The sequence below is a fragment of the Mycobacterium sp. UM_CSW genome, from assembly GCF_000455205.1.
In the GTDB taxonomy this organism is placed as follows: Bacteria; Actinomycetota; Actinomycetes; order Mycobacteriales; family Mycobacteriaceae; genus Mycobacterium.
Window position 1 is genome coordinate 1 of record NZ_AUWQ01000014.1, and the last position, 23,296, is coordinate 23,296.

Consider the following 23,296-nt stretch of genomic DNA (forward strand, 5'->3'; position numbering starts at 1 on the left):
GCCGCCGCGGCGAGCCGGCGCGCATACACCCCCGCGTCGAATCGATGCGAGTCCATGGCAGCCAGATTAACGGCGCTGGCAGGATAGCCCGCATGCCCGAACCGCTCGTGCTCCTCGACGGCGCCAGCATGTGGTTCCGCTCGTACTTCGGGGTGCCGTCGTCGATCAAGGCGCCCGACGGCCGGCCCGTCAACGCCGTGCGCGGCTTCCTCGACTCGATGGCCGTGGTGATCAGCCAGCAGCGGCCCGGCCGGCTGGTGGTGTGCCTGGACCTGGATTGGCGGCCACAATTCCGGGTCGACCTCATCCCGTCGTACAAGGCGCACCGGGTCGCCGAGCCCGAGCCGCAGGGCCAGCCCGACATCGAGGAAGTGCCCGACGATCTGACGCCGCAGATCGACATGATCATGGAGCTGCTCGACGCGTTCGGGATCCCGACGGCGGGGGCGGAGGGTTTCGAGGCCGACGACGTGCTGGGCACGCTGGCGGCGCGGGAACGAACCGACCCGGTCGTTGTGGTCAGCGGGGACCGCGACCTGTTGCAGGTGGTCGCCGACGATCCCATCCCGGTTCGGGTGCTCTACCTGGGCCGCGGGCTGACCAAGGCCACGTTGTTCGGGCCGGCCGAGGTGGCCGAGCACTATGGCGTGCCGCGGGAACGGGCCGGGCCGGCCTACGCCGAGCTCGCGCTGCTGCGCGGCGATCCGTCCGACGGGCTGCCCGGCGTCCCGGGTGTCGGCGAGAAGACAGCGGCCACGCTGCTGGCCCAGCACGGCTCACTGGAAGCAATCCTGGCCGCCGCCCACGACCCAAAGTCCAAGATGGCCAAGGGTTTACGGGCGAAGCTGCTGGGCGCGACCGACTACATCGAGGCAGCCGGCAAGGTGGTGCGGGTGGCCACCGACGCGCCGGTCACGCTGTCGACACCCACCGACGCGCTGCCGCTGGCCGCCGCCCATCCGCGACGCACCGCCAAGCTGGCGACCGAGCTGGGGGTCGGGTCGCCGGTGGCCCGGTTGCAAAAGGCGCTCGACGGCCTGCCCGGCTGACGGCCCCTACTGGGGCCGGCCGACCTCGTAGGTGCCCTTGTTGTCCTGGAAGGTCACCGTCACGTGCTTCTTGGCGCCGTCGATGCTGACGTCGCAGTCGAACGTCGCGCCCTTCTTGACCACGGGGTCCTGGCCGTGGTTGCAGGAGACGTCCTTGACGTTCTTGGCGCCGTAGCCGTTGGTCTCGTCGGTCAGCACCTGCTGCACACCGGCCTGCGCCTTGTTGACGTCCAGCTTGGTGGTGACGAAAAACCCGGGCTGCCAGAAGCCGAGCACCAGCACGACGGCGATCACCAGGAACGCGATGACGCCGACCACGCCCCCGATCAGCGCCATCGAGCGCTTCTTCGGGGGCTGCTGGTCGTAGGGCGCGTACTGCTGCGGGTATTGGCCGGGCTGACCGTACTGGCCCGGCTGACCGTATTGGCCGTACTGGCCGGGCTGGCCCGGCTGCGCCGGCTGGCCGTACTGGCCCGGCTGGCCGTACGGGGTGTACTGGCCGGGCTGGGCGTATTGCTGGGGCTGTTCGCCGTACTGCGGGGGTTGGCCGTAGCCCGGCTGCGGGGGGTACTGCTGGGGGTACGCCTGCTCGGCCGGTTGCTGGTATTGCGGGTAGTCGGCGGGCGGGGTGTAGGCCGGGGCCTGCCACGTCTGCTCCTGGCCGGGCTGCTGCTGCGGCGGCTGCCAGTGTGTTGGCGCCACCTGGGTGGGCTCCGAGGACTGATCGCCGCTCTGACCGGGCGGTTGCCACTGGTGACCCGGGTCCGACCCCTGCGGTCCGCTCATTCCTTCTCCTCAGTTCCCTTGTGTCTCGCGCCATTAGCGCCATGTAACGGTAGCTCGCGCCCAGCCTACCCGGCGTCAACTGCGACGACGCCGCGCCGGACGTCATTGATGGCCCGCTTGGCGGCCGCGCGGAGCTCCGGATCGGGCGCGGCGTTGCGAACCTGGTCCAACAGATCGAGCACCTGGCGGCACCACCGCACGAAGTCCCCCGCCGACATTCCCTGTTGCAGCGAGCCGCCGCCGGCCACATCGGCGACGGCCAGCGCCGCGGCCAGGTCTCCCGTCCGGGCCCACCGGTAGATGACGTTGACGAAGCCGTCGTCGGGTTCGCGGCTCGGGGCGATCCGGTGTGCCTGCTCGTCGGCGCGCAGCGCCATCGACAGCCTCGAGGTCTGCTGCAGCGCCTGCCGCAGCCGCTGGGTGGGCACCTCGGCGGCCAAGGCGGCGCCGGCACCGTCACCGCCCCGGGACTCGTACAGGACGGCCGAGACCACCGCCGCCAGCTCGGCCGGTTTCAAACCCGCCCACGCGCCGGTGCGCAGGCATTCGGCGACCAGGAGGTCGCTCTCGCTGTAGATCCGGGCCAGCAGCCGGCCGTCGTCGGTGACGTGCGGATCGGTGGCCGGGCCCTGGATGAAGCCGCGCTCGGTGAGCAGCCCGACGATCCGGTCAAACGTGCGCGCCAAGGAGTTGGTGGCCGCGCCGACCTTCTTCTCCAGCTGTGCGTTGTCGCGTTCGATGCGCAGGTACCGCTCGGCCTGGCGCATCTGGGGCTCGAGGTTGGGGGCGTTGTGCGCGGGATGCCGGCGCAGTTCGGTGCGCAGCGACGCCAGCTCCGGGTCGTGGAACGCGCCGTCCCCGTCGCCGCGACCGCCGCGGCGCGCCGTAGGAACGGCCAGCCCGTCGGCCGCCGACCGCAGGGCCGAGGCCAGGTCGCGGCGCACTCGCGGCTGACGGTGTTCGACGCGCTTCGGCAACGGCATCGAGCCGACGGGTGCCGTCGCGCCCGAATAGTCGGCCGACGAAATCCTTCCCGCCCAACGGTTTTCGGTGAGGACGAGCGGGCGCGGGTCGGAGCTGTCGCGCGCCGACTCCAGCACCACCGCCAGCCCGCCGCGCCGGCCGTGGGTGATCGTGATGATGTCGCCCCGGCGCAGCGCGGCCAGTGCATCGCTGGCGGCCTGCCGTCGGTGCAGCCGCGACGCGCGCGACTGCGCACGCTCCATCTCGGAAATCCGCGCACGCATCCGCGCGTATTCGAAGACCGGCGCGTCGTGTCCGCCGAGCTCGGCGGCGATCTCGTCGAGCATCCGCTGGCCGCGCTCGATGCCGCGGACCAGGCCGACGACGGAATGGTCGGCCTGATACTGGGCGAACGATTGCTCGAGCAACTGGTGCGCCTGCTCGGGGCCCATCTGCTGCACCAGGTTGATCGTCATGTTGTACGACGGCGCGAACGAGCTGCGCAGCGGAAAGGTGCGGGTCGACGCCAGCCCGGCCACCGCGGACGGTTCGGTGGTTTCCTCGCTGGGATTCCACAGCACCACCGCGTGGCCCTCGACGTCGATACCCCGCCGGCCGGCGCGCCCGGTCAGCTGGGTGTACTCCCCCGGCGTGAGCGGCACGTGCTGCTCGCCGTTGAACTTGACCAGCCGCTCGAGCACCACCGTGCGGGCGGGCATGTTGATGCCCAGCGCCAGCGTTTCGGTGGCGAACACCGCCTTGACCAGGCCCGCGGTGAACAGCTCCTCGACCGTATGGCGGAACGCGGGCAACATCCCGGCGTGGTGGGCCGCCAGCCCGCGCAGCAACCCCTCGCGCCACTCGTAGTAGCCGAGCACCGCCAGGTCGGCGTCGGCCAGGTCGCCGCAGCGGTGCTCGATCACCTCGGCGATCTGCGCGCGCTCCTCCTCGGTGGTCAGCCGCAGCGGCGATCGCAGGCACTGCTGGACGGCGGCGTCGCAGCCGGCCCGGGAGAACACGAACGTGATCGTCGGCAGCAGGCCCTGCGAATCCAGGATCCCGATCACGTCCGGCCGCGGGGGCGGCCGGTAGAAGCGCGGGCGGGACGGTCGCGCCGACCGCCCGCGCCGAGGCTGCCAGTCCGACATGCGGTCCGCCTCGCGGCGATGGGCGATGTGGCGCACCAGGTCCGGGTCGACGCGCGGCTTGCCTCCGGCGTCCGGCGCGGCGTGCGAGTAGTCGAACAGGTCGAACAGCCGCTTGCCGACCAAGACGTGTTGCCACAGCGGAACGGGCCGGTGTTCGTCGACGACGACGGTGGTGTCGCCGCGCACGGTCTGGATCCAGCCGCCGAATTCCTCGGCGTTGCTCACGGTCGCTGAGAGGCTGACCACGCGCACCTCGTCGGGCAGGTGCAGGATCACCTCCTCCCACACCGGGCCGCGCATCCGGTCGGCAAGGAAATGCACCTCGTCCATCACCACATACGAAAGGCCTTGCAGCGCAGGCGAATCGGCGTAGAGCATGTTGCGCAGCACTTCGGTGGTCATCACCACGACGGGCGCGTCGCCGTTCACCGACATGTCACCGGTCAGCAGCCCGATCCGGTCGCGGCCGTAGTGCTCGCTCAGGTCGGTGTGCTTCTGGTTGCTCAGCGCCTTCAGCGGCGTGGTGTAAAAGCATTTGCCGCCCGACGCCAGCGCCAGGTGGACGGCGAATTCGCCGACGACGGTCTTGCCGGCCCCGGTCGGCGCGCACACCAGCACGCCGTGGCCGCGTTCCAGCGCCTCGCACGCGCGCCGCTGAAAGTCGTCGAGCGTGAAGCTGAGTTCCGTGGCGAACCGCGCCAGCTCGGGCAGCTCGGTCACGCCGCTGCCATGCGACGGCGGCATCTACGTGACGTCGTCATGCTGCCCGGCCGTGAACGACGGCTCCGGTATCGGCCCCGGTATCGGCTCGGGCGGCTCGATGACGGACGCCTCGTCGTCGGGAATCGTGACCTGGGCTTCGCGCTTGGCCTTGCGCCGGTCGTGCAGTCGGGAGATCTGGATGGCGAATTCGAGCAGCACCGATAGTGCGATCCCCAGCGCCGTCATCGAGAACGGGTCCGATCCGGGCGTGAAGATGGCCGCGAAGGCGAACATGCCGAAGATCAGCCCGCGCCGCCAGGACTTGAGCCGCTCGTAGCTCAGCACGCCCACCGCGTTGAGCATGACGATCAGCAGCGGGAACTCGAAGCTGACCCCGAAGACCACCAGCAGGTTGATCAGGAAGCCGAAATACCGGTCCCCGGACAGCGCGGTCACCTGCACGTCGCTGCCGACGGTCAACAGGAACCCCAGCGCCTTGGACAGCACGAAGTAGGCCAGCACGGCGCCGACGACGAACAGCACCGCGGCGGGCACCACGAACCCGACCGCGAAGCGGCGCTCCTTCTGGTAGAGCCCGGGCGTGATGAACGCCCACAGCTCGTAGAGCCAGACCGGGCAGGCCAGCACGAGCCCGGCCGTCAGCCCGACCTTGAGGCGCAACATGAACTGGTCGAACGGCGCGGTGGCCAGCAGCCGGCACTGCCCGTCGGCGCTGATGCTCGCCCGCGCCGATTGCGGCAGCGAACAGTACGGGTGGCGCAGCCATTCGCCGAGGCTCTCCAGCCCGAAGATCCCGTGCGAGTACCAGAAGAACCCGAAAATCGTCGTGACCAGGATCGCGGCCAGCGAGATCAGCAGCCGGGTGCGCAGCTCGGTCAGGTGGTCGACCAGCGACATCGTCGCGTCGGGGTTGGTGCGGCTGCGCCTGTTACGAGGGTTGAGCCGTTTCAGCAGGCCCGCGGTGCGCGCCGAAACCTTGAAACCTTTCACGGTGGTCTTTGCGGTCGATCAGGGGCGCTCGGGCACCGCGGCGGCGCGGCTAGGCCGGGCGCGCTTCGGTGTGCCCCTGCTCGGTGGTCGCCGGCGGGTCGACTCGCTGCGACTGCACGGGCTGGGGGGTCTCCGGGGTTGCCTGCAAGGAAGGCGCTTCAGTCTTGCCTTCGGTCTGCATTTCCCGCATCTCGGACTTGAAAATGCGCATCGACTTGCCCAGCGAGCGCGCGGCATCGGGGAGCTTCTTGGCACCGAACAGCAGGATCACTACGACAGCGAGGATCGCCCAGTGCCACGGACTAAGACTGCCCACTTTGATTACCTCCAGACGTCCACCCGATGCTACCGCAGCAACGGTCGCGGCTATTGTGGCCGCGCCGCGACCTGGTAGGACTCCAGGGCGGCCGCGGCGGCATCCCGTACACGACGGGCCAGCGACTCCGGTTCGAGCACCCGCACCGCCGACCCGAAGCCCAGCACCAGCCGGGTCATCCAGTCCTCCGAGGCGTAGGTCATGACGGCCTCGCACGAGCCGTCGGCCAGCTCGAGCACCTCGCGCATCGGGTAGTACTCGAACATCCACGAGGCCGCGGGCGCCACCCACAGCCGCGCCGACGGCAGCGACGGGTCGCCGTCGAACAGCGATGTGTCCGGCGGCGCGTGCAGGGCCGGTTCCGGCGGGGCCGCCGGCTCGCCCAGCTCGGTGGCGTCCACGATCCGGTCGAAGCGGAACAGCCGGACGCCTTCGGCTTCGCGCGACCACGCCTCCAGGTAGCTCTGGCCGCCGATCAGCAGGACCCGGATGGGGTCGACGACCCGGCTGGTCAGGGTGTCGTGTGAGGCGGAGTAGTAGTCGATGGCCAGCGCGCGCTTGTACTGCACCGCGGTGCGGACGGCCGCCGCGGCGCGGCTTTCGACGGGTGCGGGCTCGTCGACCGCCGCCACCGCCGCCGAAGCGTCGTGCCCGACGGCGCCGGCGGCGGCCTCGATCTTGGCGATCGCGCTGCGCGCGGCCTCCGGGTCGACGACGCCCGGGATGTCGGCCAGCGCCCGCAGCGCCACCAGCAGGCCGGTGGCCTCCGGCGACGTGAGCTTGAGCGGCCGGTCAATGCCCGCCGAGAACGTCACCTCGATGGTGTCGCCGGAGAACTCGAAGTCGATGAGGTCGCCCGGGTAGTAGCCGGGAAGACCGCACATCCACAGCTGGTTGAGGTCCTCCTCCAGCTGCTTCTCCGACACCCCGAGGTCGGCCGCGGCCTTGGCCCGGGTGACCTTCGGGTTGGCCTGGAAATACGGGACCATGTTGAGCAGCCGAACGAGCCGGGTGGACACGGGAGTCATGAGCTGTGCACCTCCGCATGCGCGCGCAGCCGCGCCAGCACCTCGTCGCGAAGCGATTGCGGCTCGAGCACGACGGCGTCGGCCCCATAGCCGGCGATGTCGCGGGCCAGCTGGTCGCCGGAACCGATGCCGAGCTCGATCACCTCGCCGTCGCGGCCGGCCAGCTGCTGCGGCCCGGTCGACCTGCCGGCCCGGCGCAGCGCCGTGGCCCGCCCGTCGGCGACCCACACCCGGGCCTGCCCGACGGCCGGCCACTCGCTGACCGTCTGGGCCACGATCTTGCGAAGGTCGACGCCGTCGGGCACGGTGACCGCGCCGGGCGGGCCGATCGGCGCGACGTCGGCCCCGATCCGGGACAGCCGAAACGTGCGGGTGGCGTCGCGGTCGCGGTCGTGGCCGACCAGATACCAGCGGCCCTTCTCGGTGACCACGCCCCAGGGCTCGACGGTGCGCGTCGTGTAGGGCTCGGCCCGCGATGGCCGGTGCGGAAACTGCACCGCCTGGCGGGAAGCGATGGCGGACAATAGGATTCCGAGCACCTCCTCCGACCCGCGCAGGCCCGGCACGCCCGCCGGGGATGCGATGGCCACCGGCGCGTCCGGGTCGACGTCCACCCCGGCGGCGCGCAGCTTGAGCAGGGCGCCCTGGGTGGCGGTGATCAGTTCGGGCGACTCCCACAGCTGCGTGGCGACGGCCACCGCGGCCGCCTCGTCCGGGGTGAGGTCGACCGGCGCCAGCGCGTAGGCGTCGCGGTTGATCCGGTAGCCCTCGGTGGGATCCATGGCCGACACCCGGCCGACCTCCAGCGGGATGCCGAGATCGCGCAGTTCGTTCTTGTCGCGCTCGAACATCCGCGAAAACGCCTCGGCGCTAGGGCTGTCGGAATAGCCGGCGACGCTGGACCTGATCTTTTCGGCGGTGACGTAGCCGCGGGTGGAGAGCAGGGCGATCACGAGATTAACCAGCCGCTCGACTTTCGAGGTCGCCATTTGTCCCAGGTTATTCGATGGTCCCCGCGCGGCGCTTACGCCGGCTGGCCGCGTCGCACGATTCACGGCGGCCACACCGGTCGCGAGCTGGCCGGGGGCACTGACTCTGAAACTTGATGGCGCCGGCGATATCACGTTTGCGGTTCAAACATGGGACGCCGCAACGGTGCCGATGTGACTGATGTGACTGGCCGTGAACCGACCACCCGGCTACATGCTTGCGATGAGTCGCTTGACCCGCTCGTCGACCGCCCGGAACGGGTCCTTGCACAGCACGGTGCGCTGCGCCTGGTCGTTGAGCTTCAGGTGCACCCAGTCGACGGTGAAGTCGCGGCCCGCCGCCTGGGCGGCGCTGATGAACTCACCGCGCAGCCGCGCGCGAGTGGTCTGCGGCGGGTGGTCGACCGCCTCCGCGATGTCCTCGTCGGTGGTCACCCGGGTGGCCAGGCCCTTGCGCTGCAGCAGGTCGAAGACGCCGCGGCCGCGCTTGATGTCGTGGTAGGCCAGGTCCAGCTGGGCGATCTTCGGGTCGGACAGCTCCATGTTGTAGCGGTCCTGGTAGCGCTGGAACAGCTTGCGCTTGATGACCCAGTCGATCTCGGTGTCCACCTTGGCGAAATCCTGGCTCTCGACAGCATCGAGTTGCCGGCCCCACAGGTCGACTACCTGCTCGATCTGGGCGTTGGGCTCCCGGGTCTGCAGGTGCTCGACGGCGCGGCTGTAGTACTCGCGCTGGATGTCCAGCGCGCTGGCCTGCCGCCCACCCGCCAGTCGCACCGGCCGCCGGCCCGTGACGTCGTGGCTCACCTCGCGAATCGCGCGGATGGGGTTGTCCAGCGAGAAGTCGCGGAACGGGACGCCGGCCTCGATCATCTCCAGCACCAGCGCCGCGGTACCCACCTTGAGCATGGTGGTCGTTTCGCACATGTTGGAGTCGCCGACGATGACGTGCAGGCGCCGATACTTCTCGGCGTCGGCGTGCGGCTCGTCGCGGGTGTTGATGATCGGGCGGCTGCGCGTGGTGGCCGAGGAGACGCCCTCCCAGATGTGCTCGGCGCGTTGGGAAAGGCAGAACGTCGCGGCCTTGGGGGTTTGCAGGACCTTGCCGGCCCCGCAGATCAGCTGGCGGGTGACCAGGAAGGGCAGCAGCACGTCGGAGATACGGGAGAACTCGCCGGCCCGCACGATCAGGTAGTTCTCGTGGCAGCCATAGGAGTTGCCCGCGGAGTCGGTGTTGTTCTTGAACAGGTAGATGTCGCCGCCGATGCCCTCGTCGGCGAGCCGCTGCTCGGCGTCTACCAGCAGGTCTTCCAGCACCCATTCGCCGGCCCGGTCGTGGGTGACCAGCTGCACCAGGCTGTCGCACTCGGCCGTGGCGTACTCGGGATGGCTGCCCACGTCCAGGTAGAGGCGCGCGCCGTTTCGCAAGAAGACGTTGGAGCTGCGGCCCCACGACACCACCCGCCGGAACAGGTACCGGGCAACCTCGTCCGGAGACAGCCGGCGATGGCCGTGGAACGTGCAGGTGACACCGAACTCGGTCTCGATGCCCATAATTCGTCGCTGCACGTAATCGAGGGTACTGGTTGTCACGCCGCAAAGGTGCAGAAGCCGCGCCCGGGGATGTTATCGGGCGGATCTAGTCCGGGGACTCGCCCTTCGTTTCCGACTCTTCCCCGCCGGATTTTGCGTCCTTGGACGTCGGGCCGTCCGACTTCTTCAGCAAGTTCTCCAGGGTGGGGCGATTGATCCGCTTGAACGCCCGCCGCGGCCGGTTGGCATCCAGGATGGCCACCTCGAGGCTCCCCACATCGAGGGCGGGCTGATCGCCGTTGGAGGCCTCCGCGCTGCCCGCCCGCAGCGCCGCAACCGCGATGCCCAAAGCCTCACGCAGGTGGGCGTTTTCGGCGTAGGAGTCCTTGAGCGCGGTGACGATCGGCTCGGTCGTCCCACCCATCACCACGAAATGCGGCTCGTCGGCGATCGAGCCGTCATAGGTAATGCGGTATAGCTCAGGCGGTTTCGACTCGCCGTAGTGGGCGACCTCGGCGACGCACAACTCGACCTCGTAGGGCTTGGCCTGCTCGGTGAAGATGCTGCCGAGGGTCTGCGCGTAGACGTTGGCCAGCTGCCGCCCGGTCACGTCGCGGCGGTCGTAGGCGTAGCCCCGGGTGTCGGCGAACTGGATGCCGCCGCGCCGCAGATTGTCGAACTCGTTGAACTTGCCCGCGGCCGCAAAGCCGACGCGGTCGTAAAGTTCGCTGATCTTCTGCAGGGACCGCGACGGGTTCTCGGCGACGAACAGCACACCGTCGGCGTAGGCCAGCGCCACCACGCTCTTGCCCCGCGCGATGCCCTTGCGCGCGAGCTCGCTGCGCTCGCGCATCGCCTGTTCGGGCGAGATGAAATACGGGAAGCTCACTTCTTCTTACCCCGCGGCTCGGCGTCGGGCCCGAAAGTGTCCGCCCGCGAGCGGCTTTCGATGACCTCCCGGGCCAGTTCGGCGATGCGGCTCTCCGGCACCTCCGCCGCGCCCTCGGCACCGATGGTGACCGCCGTGGGGTAGATGCCGCGGACCAGGTCCGGTCCGCCGGTGGCGGAATCGTCGTCGGCGGCGTCGTAGAGCGCCTCCACGATGACCCGCAGCGCGGAATCAGCGTCGGACACTTGCGAATACAGCTTCTTCATCGAGGACTTGGCGAAGATCGAGCCCGATCCCACCGCCTGGTAGCCCTCTTCCTCGATGTTCCACCCGCCGGCGGCATCGAAAGACACGATGCGGCCGGCGCTTTCGGGGTCCGCCGCGTGGATGTCATACCCGGCCAGCAGCGGCAGGGCGACCAGCCCCTGCATCGCCGCGGCCAGGTTGCCGCGCACCATGATCGCCAGCCGGTTGACCTTGCCGGCAAACGTCAGCGGCACACCCTCGAGCTTTTCGTAGTGCTCGAGTTCCACGGCGTAAAGCCGGGCGAACTCGACGGCGATCGCGGCGGTCCCGGCGATGCCGGTGGCCGTGTAGTCGTCGGTGATGTATACCTTCTTCACGTCGCGCCCGGCGATCATGTTGCCCTGCGTCGAGCGCCGGTCACCCGCCATGACGACGCCGCCCGGGTACTTCAACGCGACGATCGTGGTCCCGTGCGGCAGCTGGTCGCCCGCCGCAACGGTTTGCGCGCCGCCGCCAAAACTCGCCGGCAACAGCTCCGGCGCGTGGCGGCGGAGGTGGTCAGCAAACGAGGACAGGTCTACAGCCGGGTTCCCGGGAAGCGGGGAGTTAAAGGACAGTCGATCGGCAAACGGCCAGGTCACTGTCCGCCCTTTTGGACATACGCGCGGACAAAATCCTCGGCGTTTTCCTCAAGGACGTCGTCAATCTCGTCAAGCAGGTCGTCGGTGTCTTCGGCAAGCTTCTCGCGACGCTCCTGGCCCGCGGCCGTGCCGTCGGCGAAATCGTCTTCGTCGCCGCCGCCACCACCACGCTTGGTCTGCTCCTGAGCCATCGCCGCCTCCTGCTTTGTAATCGGCTCGTGTTAACCGGCGTCACACGCCCGCCGGTCTCTCTACAGTACCGGTCAACGCCGACGTTGCCCGGTCCAACGCCACTTAGCTGGTCAGTTGTTCCACCAGTTCGACCGCGCTGTCCACGGAGTCCAGCAAAGCTCCGACGTGGGCCTTGCTGCCGCGCAACGGCTCCAGCGTCGGGATGCGGACCAGCGAATCGCCGCCGAGATCGAAAATCACCGAGTCCCAGCTGGCCGCGGCGATGTCGGCGCCGAACCTGCGCAGGCATTCGCCGCGGAAGTACGCGCGCGTGTCCGTGGGCGGATTGTCGACGGCATCGAGCACCTGGTGTTCGCTCACAAGGCGCTTCATCGAACCGCGCGCGACCAGCCGGTTGTACAGCCCCTTGTCCAGCCGCACATCGGAGTACTGCAGGTCGACCAGGTGCAGCCGCGGCGCCGACCAGTTCAGGTTCTCGCGCTGCCGGAAGCCCTCGAGCAGCCGCAGCTTGGCCGGCCAGTCCAGCAGCTCGGCGCAGTCCATCGGGTCGCGCTCGAGCTTGTCCAGCACGTCCGCCCACGTTTCGACGACGTCGGCCGCGCGCGGGTCGGGGTCGCGGCTGTCGACCAGCTTTGCCACCCGGTCGAGGTAAATCCGTTGCAGCGCAAGGGCGGTCAGCTCGCGCCCGTCGGCCAGGGCCACCGCCACCCGCAGCGACGGATCGCGGCTGATGGCGTGGACCGCGTGCACCGGCCGCGCCAACGCCAGGTCGCTCAGGTCGATCCCGTGGGCGGGGCCGTCCTCGATCAGATCGAGCACCAGCGCCGTGGTGCCCAGCTTCAAATACGTCGACGTCTCGGCCAGGTTGGCGTCGCCGATGATCACGTGCAGGCGGCGATATCGGTCGGCGTCGGCGTGCGGCTCGTCGCGGGTGTTGATGATGCCGCGCTTGAGCGTGGTCTCCAGCCCGACCTCGACCTCGATGTAGTCGGAGCGCTGCGACAGCTGGAAGCCCGGCTCGTCGCCGGCGGGCCCGATGCCGACCCGGCCGGAACCGGTGACCACCTGCCGCGACACCAGAAAGGGGGTCAGGCCGGCGATGATCGCCGAGAACGGTGTCTGCCGCGACATCAGGTAGTTCTCGTGGGACCCGTAGGAGGCGCCCTTGCCGTCGACGTTGTTCTTGTAGAGCTGCAGTTTCGCGGCGCCGGGCACGCTGGCGACGTGCCGGGCGGCGGCCTCCATCACCCGCTCACCGGCCTTGTCCCAGATCACCGCGTCCAGCGGGTCGGTGCACTCGGGGGCGGAGTATTCCGGGTGCGCGTGGTCGACGTAGAGCCGTGCCCCGTTGGTCAGGATCATGTTGGCCGCGCCCACCTCGTCGGCGTCGACCACCGGCGGGGGCCCGGCCGAGCGGCTCAGGTCGAAGCCGCGGGCGTCGCGCAGCGGCGATTCCACCTCGTAGTCCCAGCGGGTGCGCTTGGCGCGCTGGATGCCGGCAGCGGCCGCGTAGGCCAGGACCGCCTGCGTCGAGGTGAGGATCGGGTTGGCGGTCGGGTCCGACGGCGACGAGATGCCGTACTCGACCTCCGTCCCGATAATCCTTTGCATTACTTCAAGATAGGCCGGGTGAGGATGTAGACCCCGAGGCGGGGTTGTGACCGGCCGGGCGACCGACCCCCGGCCAGGGACGATGAAGCCCGAAATCGGGTGCGATAAGCGCCAGCTGGCGGCGCGGTGCCGCTAGGTTTGCCCGCATGGAGCTTTCCCTTCGCCCCTCGCGCGGGACGGCGAGTGCCGCGGCCGAAAGCTGGTTCCTGAACCGGGGTTTGCCGTCGGTGCTGACGAGGCGGTCGCGCTGGCGGCGGCTCTGGCCGCGGTCGGCCCCGATGCTGGCGGCGTACGCGACGTTGCAGGCCTGCGTTCTGCCCATCTACCTGATCACCGGTGGCCGCGATGTCCATATAAACGGGGAGCCGACGCCTTCCGAGGTGATCCTGCTGACGATCATCGGGCTCGCCCTTCCGCTGATGGCCGTCGTTGGCTGGCTGGTCTCGCGGTCACACAGCGGCCGCACCCGCGCGGCCGTGTCGACGGCCGCGGTGGCCGTCGTGGCGTGCGTCGGAACCGTCGTGGGCGGGCCCGCGCAACTGGCGCAGGAAACCGTCGTGGTGGCCGCGGTGCTGGTCCTGACCGGCTGCGGCGTCGGGTCGGTCGTCGGGTGGGCGGTGCGCATGATGCTGTCGCACCTGACGACGGTCGGGGCCCTGGCGGTGCGGGCCCTGCCCGTCGTGCTGCTGACCGCCTTGGTGTTCTTCAACACCTACGTCTGGCTGATGGCGGCGACGATCAGCGGGGAACGGCTGGGGCTGGCGATGGCGTTCCTCGTCTCGATCGCCGCGGCCTTTGTCGTCTCCGCCACCCACGATCGGGCCCGGCCGATGCTGCGGTCGACGGCGACGCTGCCCACCGACACCGCGGGGCTTGCCGATACGCCCTTCGCGGCCATGCCGGATACGCCCGATTGCGCACCGCTGAAGCGAGCCGAACGACTCAACGTCATCTTCGTGCTGGCCGCGTCGCAGCTGGCGCAGATTCTGGTGGTCGCGGTGGTCACGGCCACCATCTACCTGATCCTGGGGCTGATCGTGCTCAGCCCGTCGCTGCTCAACGAATGGACCCACACCTACACCAGCACCGCGACGGTGCTGGGATTCACGCTGCCGGTGCCGGATTCGCTGATCCACATGACGCTGTTCCTCGGCGCGCTGACGTTCATGTACATCAGCGCCCGCGCGGCCGGCGACGCCGAATACCGGTCGACGTTCCTCGACCCGCTCATCGACGACTTGCACACGACCCTGGTCGCGCGCAACCGCTACCGCGGCGCGGTGGGCGCACCGGCGTGTGAAGTTGACGCCAACCAGGGCAGTGATTAATTTCACAGGGTGTCTCGCCACCAGGCCGAAGAGGAAGTGGACGAACCGGTAGGTGACCTGGCCGGGAAGCGTTACGGGGAAGTGCTTCTCGTGACTCCCGGCGAGGCCGGCCCGCAGGCGTCGGTTTACAACAGCTTCCCGCTCAACGACTGTCCCGCCGAGCTGTGGTCGGCGTTGGACCCCCACGCGATCGCCGCCGAGAACGGCGCGGCCGCCGCCCTGCTCAACGGCCCCCGCTATTGGCTGATGAACTCCATCGAAAAGGAGCGGCAGGGCCCGCAAGTGACGAAGACCTTCGGCGGCATCGAGATGATCCTGCAGGCCACCGTCCTGCTGTCGTCGATGAACCCCGCGCCGTTCAGCGTGAACAAGGTGAGCCGCCACACGGTTTTCGTGTTCAACGCCGGCGAAGAGGTCTATGAACTGATCGATCCGCACGGGAAGCGCTGGGTCATGCAGACCTGGAGCCAGGTCACCGACCCCAACCTCAAGCGGGAAGACCTGCCCGGGCTCGCGAGCCGGCTCGAGTTGCCCGACGGGTGGAGCTACAAGCCGCGCGTCCTCACCGAGGAGCTGCGGGTGGACACCCGAACCGAGGCCGCGCAGGTGCTGCAGGACAACCTGACTAACAGCTACTCGCTGGAGACCTGACGGCCGCTTAGGCCGCCTCCCGGGCGACTAGCTGCGATTCGCCATCCAACTGCGGTGTCGCACAGCGGCTTTCCGCGCCGCTTTGGCGAGCGCGTGATCGGGCAGATGACGGCCCAGCGCATCGAGCACCGGCGCCGTCTCGGGGGCGGGATGTCGCCACATGGTCTCCAGCAGCCGCAACGGCTCGGGCACGCCGGCGAACAGGCTGCACAGCTCTTCGGGCGATTCCAACGTGCTCGAGAGCACGTCGACGAGTACCGCGACATCGACGAAGTTGCCGAGGGTTTCTGCGTCAGCGCGGTCACGCTGCATCAACCACAGCGCGGCGTGACCCGCGACCGGAGTGTCCAACAGCTGACGAACGAAGGGTTCGGCAACCTCGATGTCGAATTTATGCAGCGCAGCGAAACCCATCATCCGACATTCGGCGCTCGAAGCCGCCGCGACGGCCTCGGTGAGCATTTGCACTCGCTCGACGGCGGGACGGTCGGACTGCCAGGCTGCCAAGAGCGCGTCTTGCTGCGTTTCCGCCGCCGCCAACATGGCTTCGATCAACTCGGCGCCATCGCTGTCGGCGATGCGGTCCGCGCGGCGCAGCACGTATCCAGCGTTGTCGAGATGATCCGGCAGCAGGTGGCGGCCAAGCGCGGTCATCGTCACGGTGCCGCCGGTCCAATAACTGGGGCCAAACTCTTCCGGTAGTTCGACGCGGTCCGCCCAGCGCACCACACCAGTGCCCTGCAGAACATCGAAGATCCGGGCCAGGTCACGCTCGGTGAAGTAATCGAGGTTTTCCTCCCGCTCCGGCATGTACGGGGCGACCTGCCGCGCCACCACCGACTGAGCCCACTCGAGGAACGACTGGAAAGCTATCTCGGCGCTGTCGCTCGCAAGCAGCGGGGCAAGCCAATGGACGATCCCGTCGTCGAGCACCTCGTGCAATTCGTCGAGGAACCAGATCCGGCCCGAGTACATCAATTCCAACGGGCCCAGTTCGAGGATCGACGCGAACAGAGCGGCGGCCCGATCGACGGCCGGGCGGGCGGCCCACGCCTTCACCGGAACCAAACGACGCTGGCGCGCACGGACCGCGCCGGCCCGCTTGGCAACGTCCACAATAAAGTTCAACTGCGGCAAGTTCGCGGTCGTGTGGGTGCGCCACGTCTTGTCGCCGATCTGTGGATCCATCTCGTCGCCGGTATCCAACAACCCCACCAACGCTCGACCGTCGGCAAGTTTCAGATTCCCCTTGTCTGTCAGCTGCTTGCCATCCGGGCCCAGATAGTCGCGTAGTGCATCGACTTTGGCCAGCAACGGCGCCTCAGTCGCTACGGCCTCCACCTCCGCCGGCGGCGGCGGGACGTAGATGAACGGCAACTCGTACGGTTCCCGCGCCGAGCCCGGGCCGTACTTCTCCTCGATCTCGTCCAGAGCGGCCTGCAGCCTCGGGTCGTCCTCGTCGGACCAGTCCACGGCAGGAGTGGGGTTGCGCATTTCTGCGCGCACGGTCGGCTCGAGATCGGCAGCAAGCCGCTTCAATCGACCGGCCCGGTCCGGCCCGCCGACCAGGCGCCCGGTGGCCGCCATGAAGTCGAGATAGACACCGACCGCATTGCAGAGATACGCGGCACCTTTGGGGTGACCCTGAAACCGCCGCGGGCACCACTCCAGCAGGAACTCCGTGATGTCATTCGGGGCGAATTCGTCGAGAACACCGCTGGAGTGGTGATACCGCCAGTCGAGGACAACCCTGACGTCGGTGATCACCGCCGCCCGTTCCGCCGCGGGCCTATCCAGCCATCCGTCGAGTTCGTCGAGCAGCGCATCGCGGGCGACGCGGTAGGCGTCGTCGTCATCGAACTGGAGCCGCACCCCAGCGACGCTAGTCGGCAGGACCGACAGGCGCCTACAGGTACTGGCCCAGGTTCGACTCGGTGTCGATGGCCCGCGACGCGCTCGACGACTTGCCGGTGACCAGGGTGCGGATGTAGACGATCCGCTCGCCCTTCTTGCCCGAAATCCGCGCCCAGTCATCGGGGTTGGTGGTGTTGGGCAGGTCCTCGTTCTCGGCGAACTCGTCGACGATCGAGTCGAGCAGGTGCTGAATGCGCAGGCCGGGTTGACCCGTCTCCAGCACCGACTTGATCGCGTTCTTCTTCGCCCGGTCGACGACGTTCTGGATCATGGCCCCGGAGTTGAAGTCCTTGAAGTACATGACTTCTTTGTCACCGTTGGCGTAGGTGACCTCCAGGAACCGGTTGTCGTCGATCTCGGCGTACATGCGCTCGACGACCTTCTCGATCATCGCCTTGATGCAGGCCGTGCGGTCGCCCTCGAACTCGGCGAGGTCGTCGGCGTGCAGCGGCAGCGTCTCGGTCAGGTACTTCGAGAAGATGTCTTGCGCCGCTTCGGCATCCGGGCGCTCGATCTTGATCTTCACGTCGAGGCGGCCGGGCCGCAGGATCGCGGGGTCGATCATGTCCTCGCGGTTGGAGGCGCCGATGACGATGACGTTCTCGAGGCCTTCCACGCCGTCGATCTCGCTGAGCAGCTGCGGCACCACCGTCGTCTCGACGTCCGAGGAGACCCCGGTGCCGCGGGTGCGGAAGATCGAATCCATCTCGTCGAAGAAGACGATCACCGGCGTGCCTTCCGAGGCCTTCTCGCGGGCCCGCTGGAAGATCAGGCGGATGTGCCGCTCGGTCTCGCCGACGAACTTGTTGAGCAGCTCGGGGCCCTTGATGTTGAGGAAGTACGACTTCGCCTCGCGGGCATCGTCGCCGCGCACCTCGGCCATCTTCTTGGCCAACGAGTTCGCGACCGCCTTGGCGATCAGGGTCTTACCGCAACCGGGCGGGCCGTAGAGCAACACACCCTTGGGCGGGCGCAGCGCGTACTCGCGGTAGAGCTCCTTGTGCAGGAACGGCAGCTCGACGGCGTCGCGGATCTGCTCGATCTGGCGCGTCAGGCCGCCGATGTCCTGGTAGCTGACGTCGGGCACCTCTTCCAGCACCAGGTCTTCGACTTCGGCCTTGGGGATGCGCTCGAAGGCGTAACCGGCTTTGGTGTCGACCAGCAGCGAGTCACCCGGCCGCAGCTTGCGCGGGCGGCTGTCGTCGTTGAGCGCGTCGGGGTGGCCCTCCGGCAGGTCCTCGGCGACCAGCGGCTCGGCCAGCCACACGATGCGCTCCTCGTCGGCGTGGCCGACGACCAACGCGCGGTGACCGTCGTTCAGCACCTCGCGCAACGTGGAGATCTCGCCGACCGATTCGAACGTGCCGGCCTCGACGACGGTCAGGGCCTCGTTGAGCCGGACCGTCTGGCCCTTGCGCAGCGAACCGACCTCGATGTTGGGCGAGCACGTCAGGCGCATCTTGCGACCCGAGGTGAACACGTCGACTGTGTCGTCGTCGTGCGCCCCCAACAGAACGCCGTAGCCACTGGGCGGCTGACCCAGCCGGTCGACCTCTTCGCGGAGCGCCAACAGTTGCTGACGGGCCTCTTTGAGGGTTTCCATTAACTTTGAGTTTCGCGCCGCGAGGGAGTCGATGCGAGCCTCGAGTTGATGCACGTCGCGTGCGGATCGTGTGCCGCCTGCCGACCCGACCGCGTGGTCCAGTTGCTCGCGCAGCACCGCTGCCTCACGGCGTAACTGTTCCAATTCGGCTGCATCGCCGCTGGACATGCCAGTTTCACGGGCATTGCCGAATGCTTCAGAACGCTCTGAGTCACCCATGTTGCGCTCCTTTCCCGCCCCGAAATGTGCGGTGGTACTTCAACGCTACCGGCGATTGCCGGTTGATGTGCGGAGTCAAATGCTCACGAAAAGTTAAGACTTTGGTTCCACTGGTAATCTCTGCCACGAATCTTGCCGAGCGAAAGGACAGCCGTGGCCCCAAAAGCCCTTGCCACCGGCTCCGCCGGCACCGTCTTCGCCGGCGGGCCGGGCCCGGTGTGACTTCCATTGCACCCGTTGGCCCGACGGCGGGCCCGATCGCCTAGACACAGAACGAACCTTATGCACCGACGCTTGACCGTTGCGCTGAGTGCCTTCGCGGCGGTGGCGGCGCTCGGGCTGGCCGGCTGCGCGCACACCGGAACCAAGGTGGTGTCGTCGTCCTCGTCGGCGGTCCCGGTGACGTCGACCCCGCTGATCGTCGCGGCTCCCCCGACCGCGCCGCTGCCCCCGCCCGACGCCCTCATCGACGTCCTGAATCGGCTCGCCGACCCGAACGTGCCGGGCGTTAACAAGGTGAACCTTGTCGAGGGCGCGACCCCCGAGAGCGCGGGCACGCTGGACAAGTTCACCAACGCGCTGCGGGACAACGGTTACCTGCCGATGAGCTTCGCGGCCAACGACGTCGCCTGGTCGGACAAGAACCCGTCGCACGTGATGGCCACCGTGACCGTCAAAACCGCCCAGCCGAATAACGGCAACTTCACCTTCCCGATGGAGTTCACCCCGTTCCAAGGCGGATGGCAGCTCTCCCGCCGGACCGCGGAAATGCTGCTGGCACTGGGCAACCCGGCTACCGGGACGACGCCGCCCGCGCCTGCCCCCAGCCCGGCGCCCCTTCCGGCCCCGCCCCCGCCGACTCCCACGGGCTAGCGGCGATGTGGATCGGCTGGCTCGAGTTCGACGTGTTGCTGGGCCCGGAGCTTGGGGTGCGATCACTCAAACAAAAGCGGTCGGTCATTCGGCCCGTCGTGGCGGAGCTGCAGCGCAAGTTCGCCGTGTCGGCCGCCGAAACCGGCGCGCAGGAGCTGTACCGACGGGCGGGCATCGGCGTGGCCTTGGTGTCCGGTGACCGCCGCCACGCGGTCGACGTGCTGGACGCGGCCGAACGCCTGGTGGCGGCGCGTCCCGAGTTCGAGCTGCTGTCGGTGCGGCGTGGCCTGACCAGGAGTGACGACTAGTCCTAACCGTCGCGGCCCGGGCGCTTGCGGCCCAGCGGCGCCGGGGCGACGACGCCCGGGGCGAGCCGTCGGGTGAATATCAGGAACGCCGTGTGCCCCCGCATCGAGTGCTGCGGTCGCACGGCCAGCCCGACGACGTTCCAGCCGCGTTGCAGCGTCTCCCACGACCGCGGCTCGGTCCAGCACTGCTGGGCCCGCAGCGCCTCCACGGTTCGCGACAGCTGGGTGACCGTGGCGACGTAGATCATCAACACTCCGCCGGCTATCAACAGGCGCGCCGCCGCGTCGAGCACCTCCCACGGCGCGAGCATGTCGAGCACTGCGCGGTCGAAGGAGCCGTCGGGCAGGTCGGAGTCCACCAGGTCGCTGACGATCAGTTGCCAGTTGTCCGGTTCGCCGTCGAAAAACACCGAGACGTTGCGGCGGGCGTGTTCGGCGTGGTCGGCCCGCTGCTCGTAGGAGACCACCCGCCCGTTGGACCCGACGGCGCGCAGCAGCGAGCAGGTCAGCGCGCCGGACCCGGCCCCGGCCTCCAGCACCCTGGCACCCGGGAAGATGTCGCCCTCGTGCAGGATCTGGGCGGCGTCCTTGGGGTAGATCACCTGTGGACCGCGGGGCATCGACATCAGGTAGTCGATGAGCAGCGGGCGCAACACCAGGTAATCGGCGCCGTTGCTGGATTTGACCACGCTGCCCTGCTCGAGCCCGATCACGGCGTCGTGCGGGATCGACCCGCGGTGGGTGTGGAACTCGGCGCCGGGGGTCAGCGACATCGTGTAATGCCGGCCCTTGGCGTCGGTGAGTTGGACCCGTTCGCCAACGGTGAACGGGCCGGTCGCGGACACGCCGTCTAGCGTGCCAGCCGACGCGCCGCGGCGGGTGCTTGGGGGTTGTCGGGGCCCGGTCCTAGGCTGCGCACATGACGGACCAGCCGGAGGGACGCGCCAGGCCGGCGCTATCACCGTCGCGCGCTGCGGACTTCAAGCAATGCCCGTTGCTGTACCGCTTCCGGGCGATCGACCGGCTGCCCGAGGCGCCGTCGACCGCGCAGCTGCGCGGTTCGGTGGTGCATGCCGCCCTCGAGCAGCTCTACGGCCTGCCCGCCGAGTTGCGCGGCCCCGACACCGCCACGTCGCTGGTGGAGCCCGCGTGGGACCGGGTCGTGGGCGCGGAGCCCGATCTGGCCGGCGACATCGACCCCGAACAGCGAACCGAACTGCTCGCAGAGGCCCGCGCGTTGCTCACCGGCTACTACCGGCTGGAGGACCCGACCCGGTTCGACCCCCAAAGCTGCGAAGAGCGCGTCGAGGTCGAACTCGCCGACGGCACGTTGCTGCGCGGCTTCATCGACCGGATCGACGTCGCGGCCACCGGCGAGCTGCGGGTGGTGGACTACAAGACCGGCAAGGCGCCGCCCGAAGCGCGGGCGCTGGCCGAGTTCAAGGCGATGTTCCAGATGAAGTTCTACGCGGTGGCCCTGCTGCGTTCCCGCGGCGTGCTGCCCGCCCGGCTTCGCATCATCTACCTGGCCGACGGCCAGGTGCTGGACTACGCGCCCGACCACGACGAGCTGCTGCGCTTCGAGAAGATTCTGATGGCGATCTGGCGCGCCATCCAGTCCGCGGCGCCGACGGGCGACTTCCGCCCCAGCCCGTCGCGGTTGTGCGAGTGGTGCCCCCACCAGCAACACTGCCCGACCTTCGGCGGAACACCACCGCCCTACCCGGGTTGGCCGGATGTTGCTGCGGCGCAACCGATCTCGCATCCGACCGAACCGGCCGCGTGAGGCGTCGGGCGGACGAGAAACCGTCCGAAACGCGGATTCGCGCGCAAGTGCGGTACCCTGTCTAAAGCGTCGGCGACCCAGTGGGTTGCCGGCGAGTCGTGATCGATTCTTTGTTTTCTTTGCTCAGATCCCCTCCGGGGCGCCGAGTCCAAGACGACCAGGCGCACCTGCGGAAGCTCGAGTCGCGGCGACCGATATTGCCACACCGGCAATCTCGTCTCCATCGAAGCTTTAGGGACATCGAAACATGCTGGAAGACAACACCTTTGCTCACCTTGGCGTGAGCCCGCCACTGGTCGACGCGCTCGCCGCGCGGGGCGTCCACCACCCGTTTCCGATACAAGTGCAGACGCTGCCGGACACGCTCGCCGGCCGCGACGTCCTGGGCCGCGGCAAGACCGGTAGCGGCAAGACGCTCGCATTCTCGATTCCCCTGGTCACCCGGCTTGATCCAGCCAACCGGCAACCGGGCCGGCCCACGGGGCTGGTGCTGGCACCCACCCGCGAGCTGGCGACCCAGATCGCCGCGACCATCCAGCCCCTCGCCAAGGTGCGAGGCCTGCGCGTTGCCACGATCTTCGGCGGGGTCTCGCAGAACAGGCAAGCCGCGGCGCTGAGGGCGGGCATCGACATCGTCGTGGCCTGCCCGGGCCGCCTCGACGACCTGATGAAACAACGCGTGGTCAGCCTGGACGCCGTTCAGGTCACGGTCATCGACGAAGCCGACCACATGGCCGACCTCGGTTTTCTGCCGACCGTCACCCGTATCCTGGCGGCCACCCCTGCCGTCGGCCAGCGGATGCTGTTTTCGGCCACCCTGGACGGCGCCGTCGACACCTTGGTCAAGCGATTCCTCACCGATCCGGTGACGCGGTCGGTGGTCGAAGCGACGTCGTCAGCTCCGGAGATGACGCATCACCTCTTCTGCGTCGACGGGGCCCAAGCCAAGAAGGAGTTGGTGCACCGGTTGGCCGCGGGAGACTCCCGGCGAATCCTCTTCATGAGGACCAAGCATCAGGCGCGAAAGCTGGCCCGCCAGCTCACCCAGTCCGGTATCGCGTCGGTGGAGCTGCACGGCAACCTGTCGCAACCCGCGCGCGACCGAAACCTGGCGGCCTTCGCCGCCGGACACGCCCGGGTGCTGGTGGCAACCGACATCGCCGCCCGCGGCGTGCACGTGGACAACATCGAACTGGTGGTGCATGTCGACCCGCCCGCCGAGCACAAGGCCTACCTGCACAGGTCCGGCCGCACGGCCCGCGCCGGTGCCTCCGGCGACGTCGTCACCATCGTGCTGCCCGAGCAACGCCGGGAAACCGAGTCGATGATGCGCAAGGCGGCCATTCGCGCGGTGCCCCAAACGGTCAGCGCGGCCTCCCCCGCCATCCACGCCCTCGTCGGCGAGGCCAGGCCCCGCAGTACCGTCACGGTGCCCTCCCACCGCCCCTCCGGCGCGCCTAGCAGGCGCCGCCGATCTCGACGCCCCGCAACGACTACCCACCACTAGGGG

The 23,296-nt window shown here is 68.8% G+C and carries 21 protein-coding genes; 7 read left to right on the plus strand and 14 right to left on the minus strand.

Annotated elements, in window-relative coordinates:
- The first annotated feature begins 92 nt into the window (after positions 1 to 92).
- The gene (locus tag N415_RS06235) at positions 93 to 1,049 is read left to right on the plus strand and encodes a 5'-3' exonuclease (protein WP_068178384.1); all 957 of its coding nucleotides are present in this window, start codon (positions 93 to 95) and stop codon (positions 1,047 to 1,049) included.
- A gap of 6 nt (positions 1,050 to 1,055) precedes the next feature.
- Here N415_RS06235 and N415_RS06240 read toward each other — a convergent pair whose 3' ends face one another.
- The 11 genes from N415_RS06240 to dop all read right to left on the minus strand — a co-directional run bounded on the left by N415_RS06240 (position 1,056) and on the right by dop (position 13,104).
- Positions 1,056 to 1,835, minus strand: a complete 780-nt coding sequence (locus tag N415_RS06240) for a DUF4333 domain-containing protein (protein ID WP_068178387.1) — start codon at positions 1,833 to 1,835, stop codon at positions 1,056 to 1,058.
- Between the two features lie 65 nt (positions 1,836 to 1,900).
- Positions 1,901 to 4,666, minus strand: a complete 2,766-nt coding sequence (locus tag N415_RS06245) for an RNA helicase (protein WP_068178688.1) — start codon at positions 4,664 to 4,666, stop codon at positions 1,901 to 1,903.
- Positions 4,667 to 4,690: 24 nt separating this feature from the next.
- Positions 4,691 to 5,659: a twin-arginine translocase subunit TatC gene (gene tatC, locus N415_RS06250; RefSeq protein WP_142282067.1), complete on the minus strand. Its 969-nt coding sequence runs from the start codon at positions 5,657 to 5,659 to the stop codon at positions 4,691 to 4,693.
- 49 nt (positions 5,660 to 5,708) lie between these two features.
- Complete coding sequence (gene tatA, locus N415_RS06255) at positions 5,709 to 5,975, minus strand: Sec-independent protein translocase subunit TatA (protein WP_068137913.1); 267 nt, start codon at positions 5,973 to 5,975, stop codon at positions 5,709 to 5,711.
- Positions 5,976 to 6,025: 50 nt separating this feature from the next.
- Entirely contained in the window at positions 6,026 to 7,003 is a 978-nt protein-coding gene (locus N415_RS06260) for a YafY family protein (protein ID WP_068178390.1), read from the minus strand.
- On the minus strand, positions 7,000 to 7,992 hold the full coding sequence (locus N415_RS06265) for a YafY family protein (RefSeq protein WP_068178393.1): 993 nt from the start codon (positions 7,990 to 7,992) through the stop codon (positions 7,000 to 7,002). Before N415_RS06265 ends, N415_RS06260 begins: the two co-directional genes overlap by 4 nt.
- A gap of 210 nt (positions 7,993 to 8,202) precedes the next feature.
- Positions 8,203 to 9,561, minus strand: a complete 1,359-nt coding sequence (pafA, locus tag N415_RS06270; RefSeq protein WP_152531269.1) for a Pup--protein ligase — start codon at positions 9,559 to 9,561, stop codon at positions 8,203 to 8,205.
- Between the two features lie 70 nt (positions 9,562 to 9,631).
- Complete coding sequence (gene prcA, locus N415_RS06275; protein WP_068178396.1) at positions 9,632 to 10,414, minus strand: proteasome subunit alpha; 783 nt, start codon at positions 10,412 to 10,414, stop codon at positions 9,632 to 9,634.
- Complete coding sequence (gene prcB / locus N415_RS06280; protein ID WP_068178399.1) at positions 10,411 to 11,301, minus strand: proteasome subunit beta; 891 nt, start codon at positions 11,299 to 11,301, stop codon at positions 10,411 to 10,413. Before prcB ends, prcA begins: the two co-directional genes overlap by 4 nt.
- On the minus strand, positions 11,298 to 11,492 hold the full coding sequence (locus tag N415_RS06285) for a ubiquitin-like protein Pup (protein WP_066913345.1): 195 nt from the start codon (positions 11,490 to 11,492) through the stop codon (positions 11,298 to 11,300). Before N415_RS06285 ends, prcB begins: the two co-directional genes overlap by 4 nt.
- A gap of 103 nt (positions 11,493 to 11,595) precedes the next feature.
- Positions 11,596 to 13,104, minus strand: coding sequence for a pup deamidase/depupylase (dop, locus tag N415_RS06290; protein WP_068105196.1), 1,509 nt, complete (start codon positions 13,102 to 13,104; stop codon positions 11,596 to 11,598).
- Positions 13,105 to 13,250: 146 nt separating this feature from the next.
- Between dop and N415_RS06295 the strand changes: the two genes are divergently transcribed.
- Positions 13,251 to 14,432 carry a hypothetical protein gene (locus tag N415_RS06295; RefSeq protein WP_081665095.1) on the plus strand — a complete coding sequence of 394 codons (1,182 nt, stop codon included), beginning with the start codon at positions 13,251 to 13,253 and terminating at the stop codon, positions 14,430 to 14,432.
- 36 nt (positions 14,433 to 14,468) lie between these two features.
- On the plus strand, positions 14,469 to 15,083 hold the full coding sequence (locus tag N415_RS06300; RefSeq protein ID WP_142282074.1) for a hypothetical protein: 615 nt from the start codon (positions 14,469 to 14,471) through the stop codon (positions 15,081 to 15,083).
- A 27-nt stretch (positions 15,084 to 15,110) separates the two neighbouring features.
- On the opposite strand, the gene N415_RS06305 is transcribed toward N415_RS06300, so the two are convergent.
- Entirely contained in the window at positions 15,111 to 16,670 is a 1,560-nt protein-coding gene (locus N415_RS06305) for a hypothetical protein (protein WP_239645462.1), read from the minus strand.
- A gap of 319 nt (positions 16,671 to 16,989) precedes the next feature.
- Positions 16,990 to 18,819 (minus strand): proteasome ATPase, encoded by a 1,830-nt coding sequence (arc, locus tag N415_RS06310; RefSeq protein ID WP_068178408.1) that lies wholly within the window; start codon positions 18,817 to 18,819, stop codon positions 16,990 to 16,992.
- Positions 18,820 to 19,101: 282 nt separating this feature from the next.
- Between arc and N415_RS06315 the strand changes: the two genes are divergently transcribed.
- Together N415_RS06315 and N415_RS06320 are read left to right on the plus strand one after the other, a co-directional pair.
- Positions 19,102 to 19,692, plus strand: coding sequence for a hypothetical protein (locus N415_RS06315; RefSeq protein ID WP_068178412.1), 591 nt, complete (start codon positions 19,102 to 19,104; stop codon positions 19,690 to 19,692).
- Positions 19,693 to 19,697: 5 nt separating this feature from the next.
- On the plus strand, positions 19,698 to 20,000 hold the full coding sequence (locus N415_RS06320; RefSeq protein WP_068126087.1) for a DUF503 family protein: 303 nt from the start codon (positions 19,698 to 19,700) through the stop codon (positions 19,998 to 20,000).
- Between the two features lie 2 nt (positions 20,001 to 20,002).
- Here the strand turns inward: N415_RS06320 and trmI are convergent, their stop codons facing one another.
- Positions 20,003 to 20,845, minus strand: a complete 843-nt coding sequence (gene trmI, locus N415_RS06325; protein ID WP_068178417.1) for a tRNA (adenine(58)-N(1))-methyltransferase TrmI — start codon at positions 20,843 to 20,845, stop codon at positions 20,003 to 20,005.
- A gap of 74 nt (positions 20,846 to 20,919) precedes the next feature.
- Between trmI and N415_RS06330 the strand changes: the two genes are divergently transcribed.
- Entirely contained in the window at positions 20,920 to 21,786 is an 867-nt protein-coding gene (locus N415_RS06330; RefSeq protein WP_068178419.1) for a RecB family exonuclease, read from the plus strand.
- Between the two features lie 247 nt (positions 21,787 to 22,033).
- Positions 22,034 to 23,293 (plus strand): DEAD/DEAH box helicase, encoded by a 1,260-nt coding sequence (locus N415_RS06335; protein ID WP_068178422.1) that lies wholly within the window; start codon positions 22,034 to 22,036, stop codon positions 23,291 to 23,293.
- Positions 23,294 to 23,296: the final 3 nt, after the last annotated feature.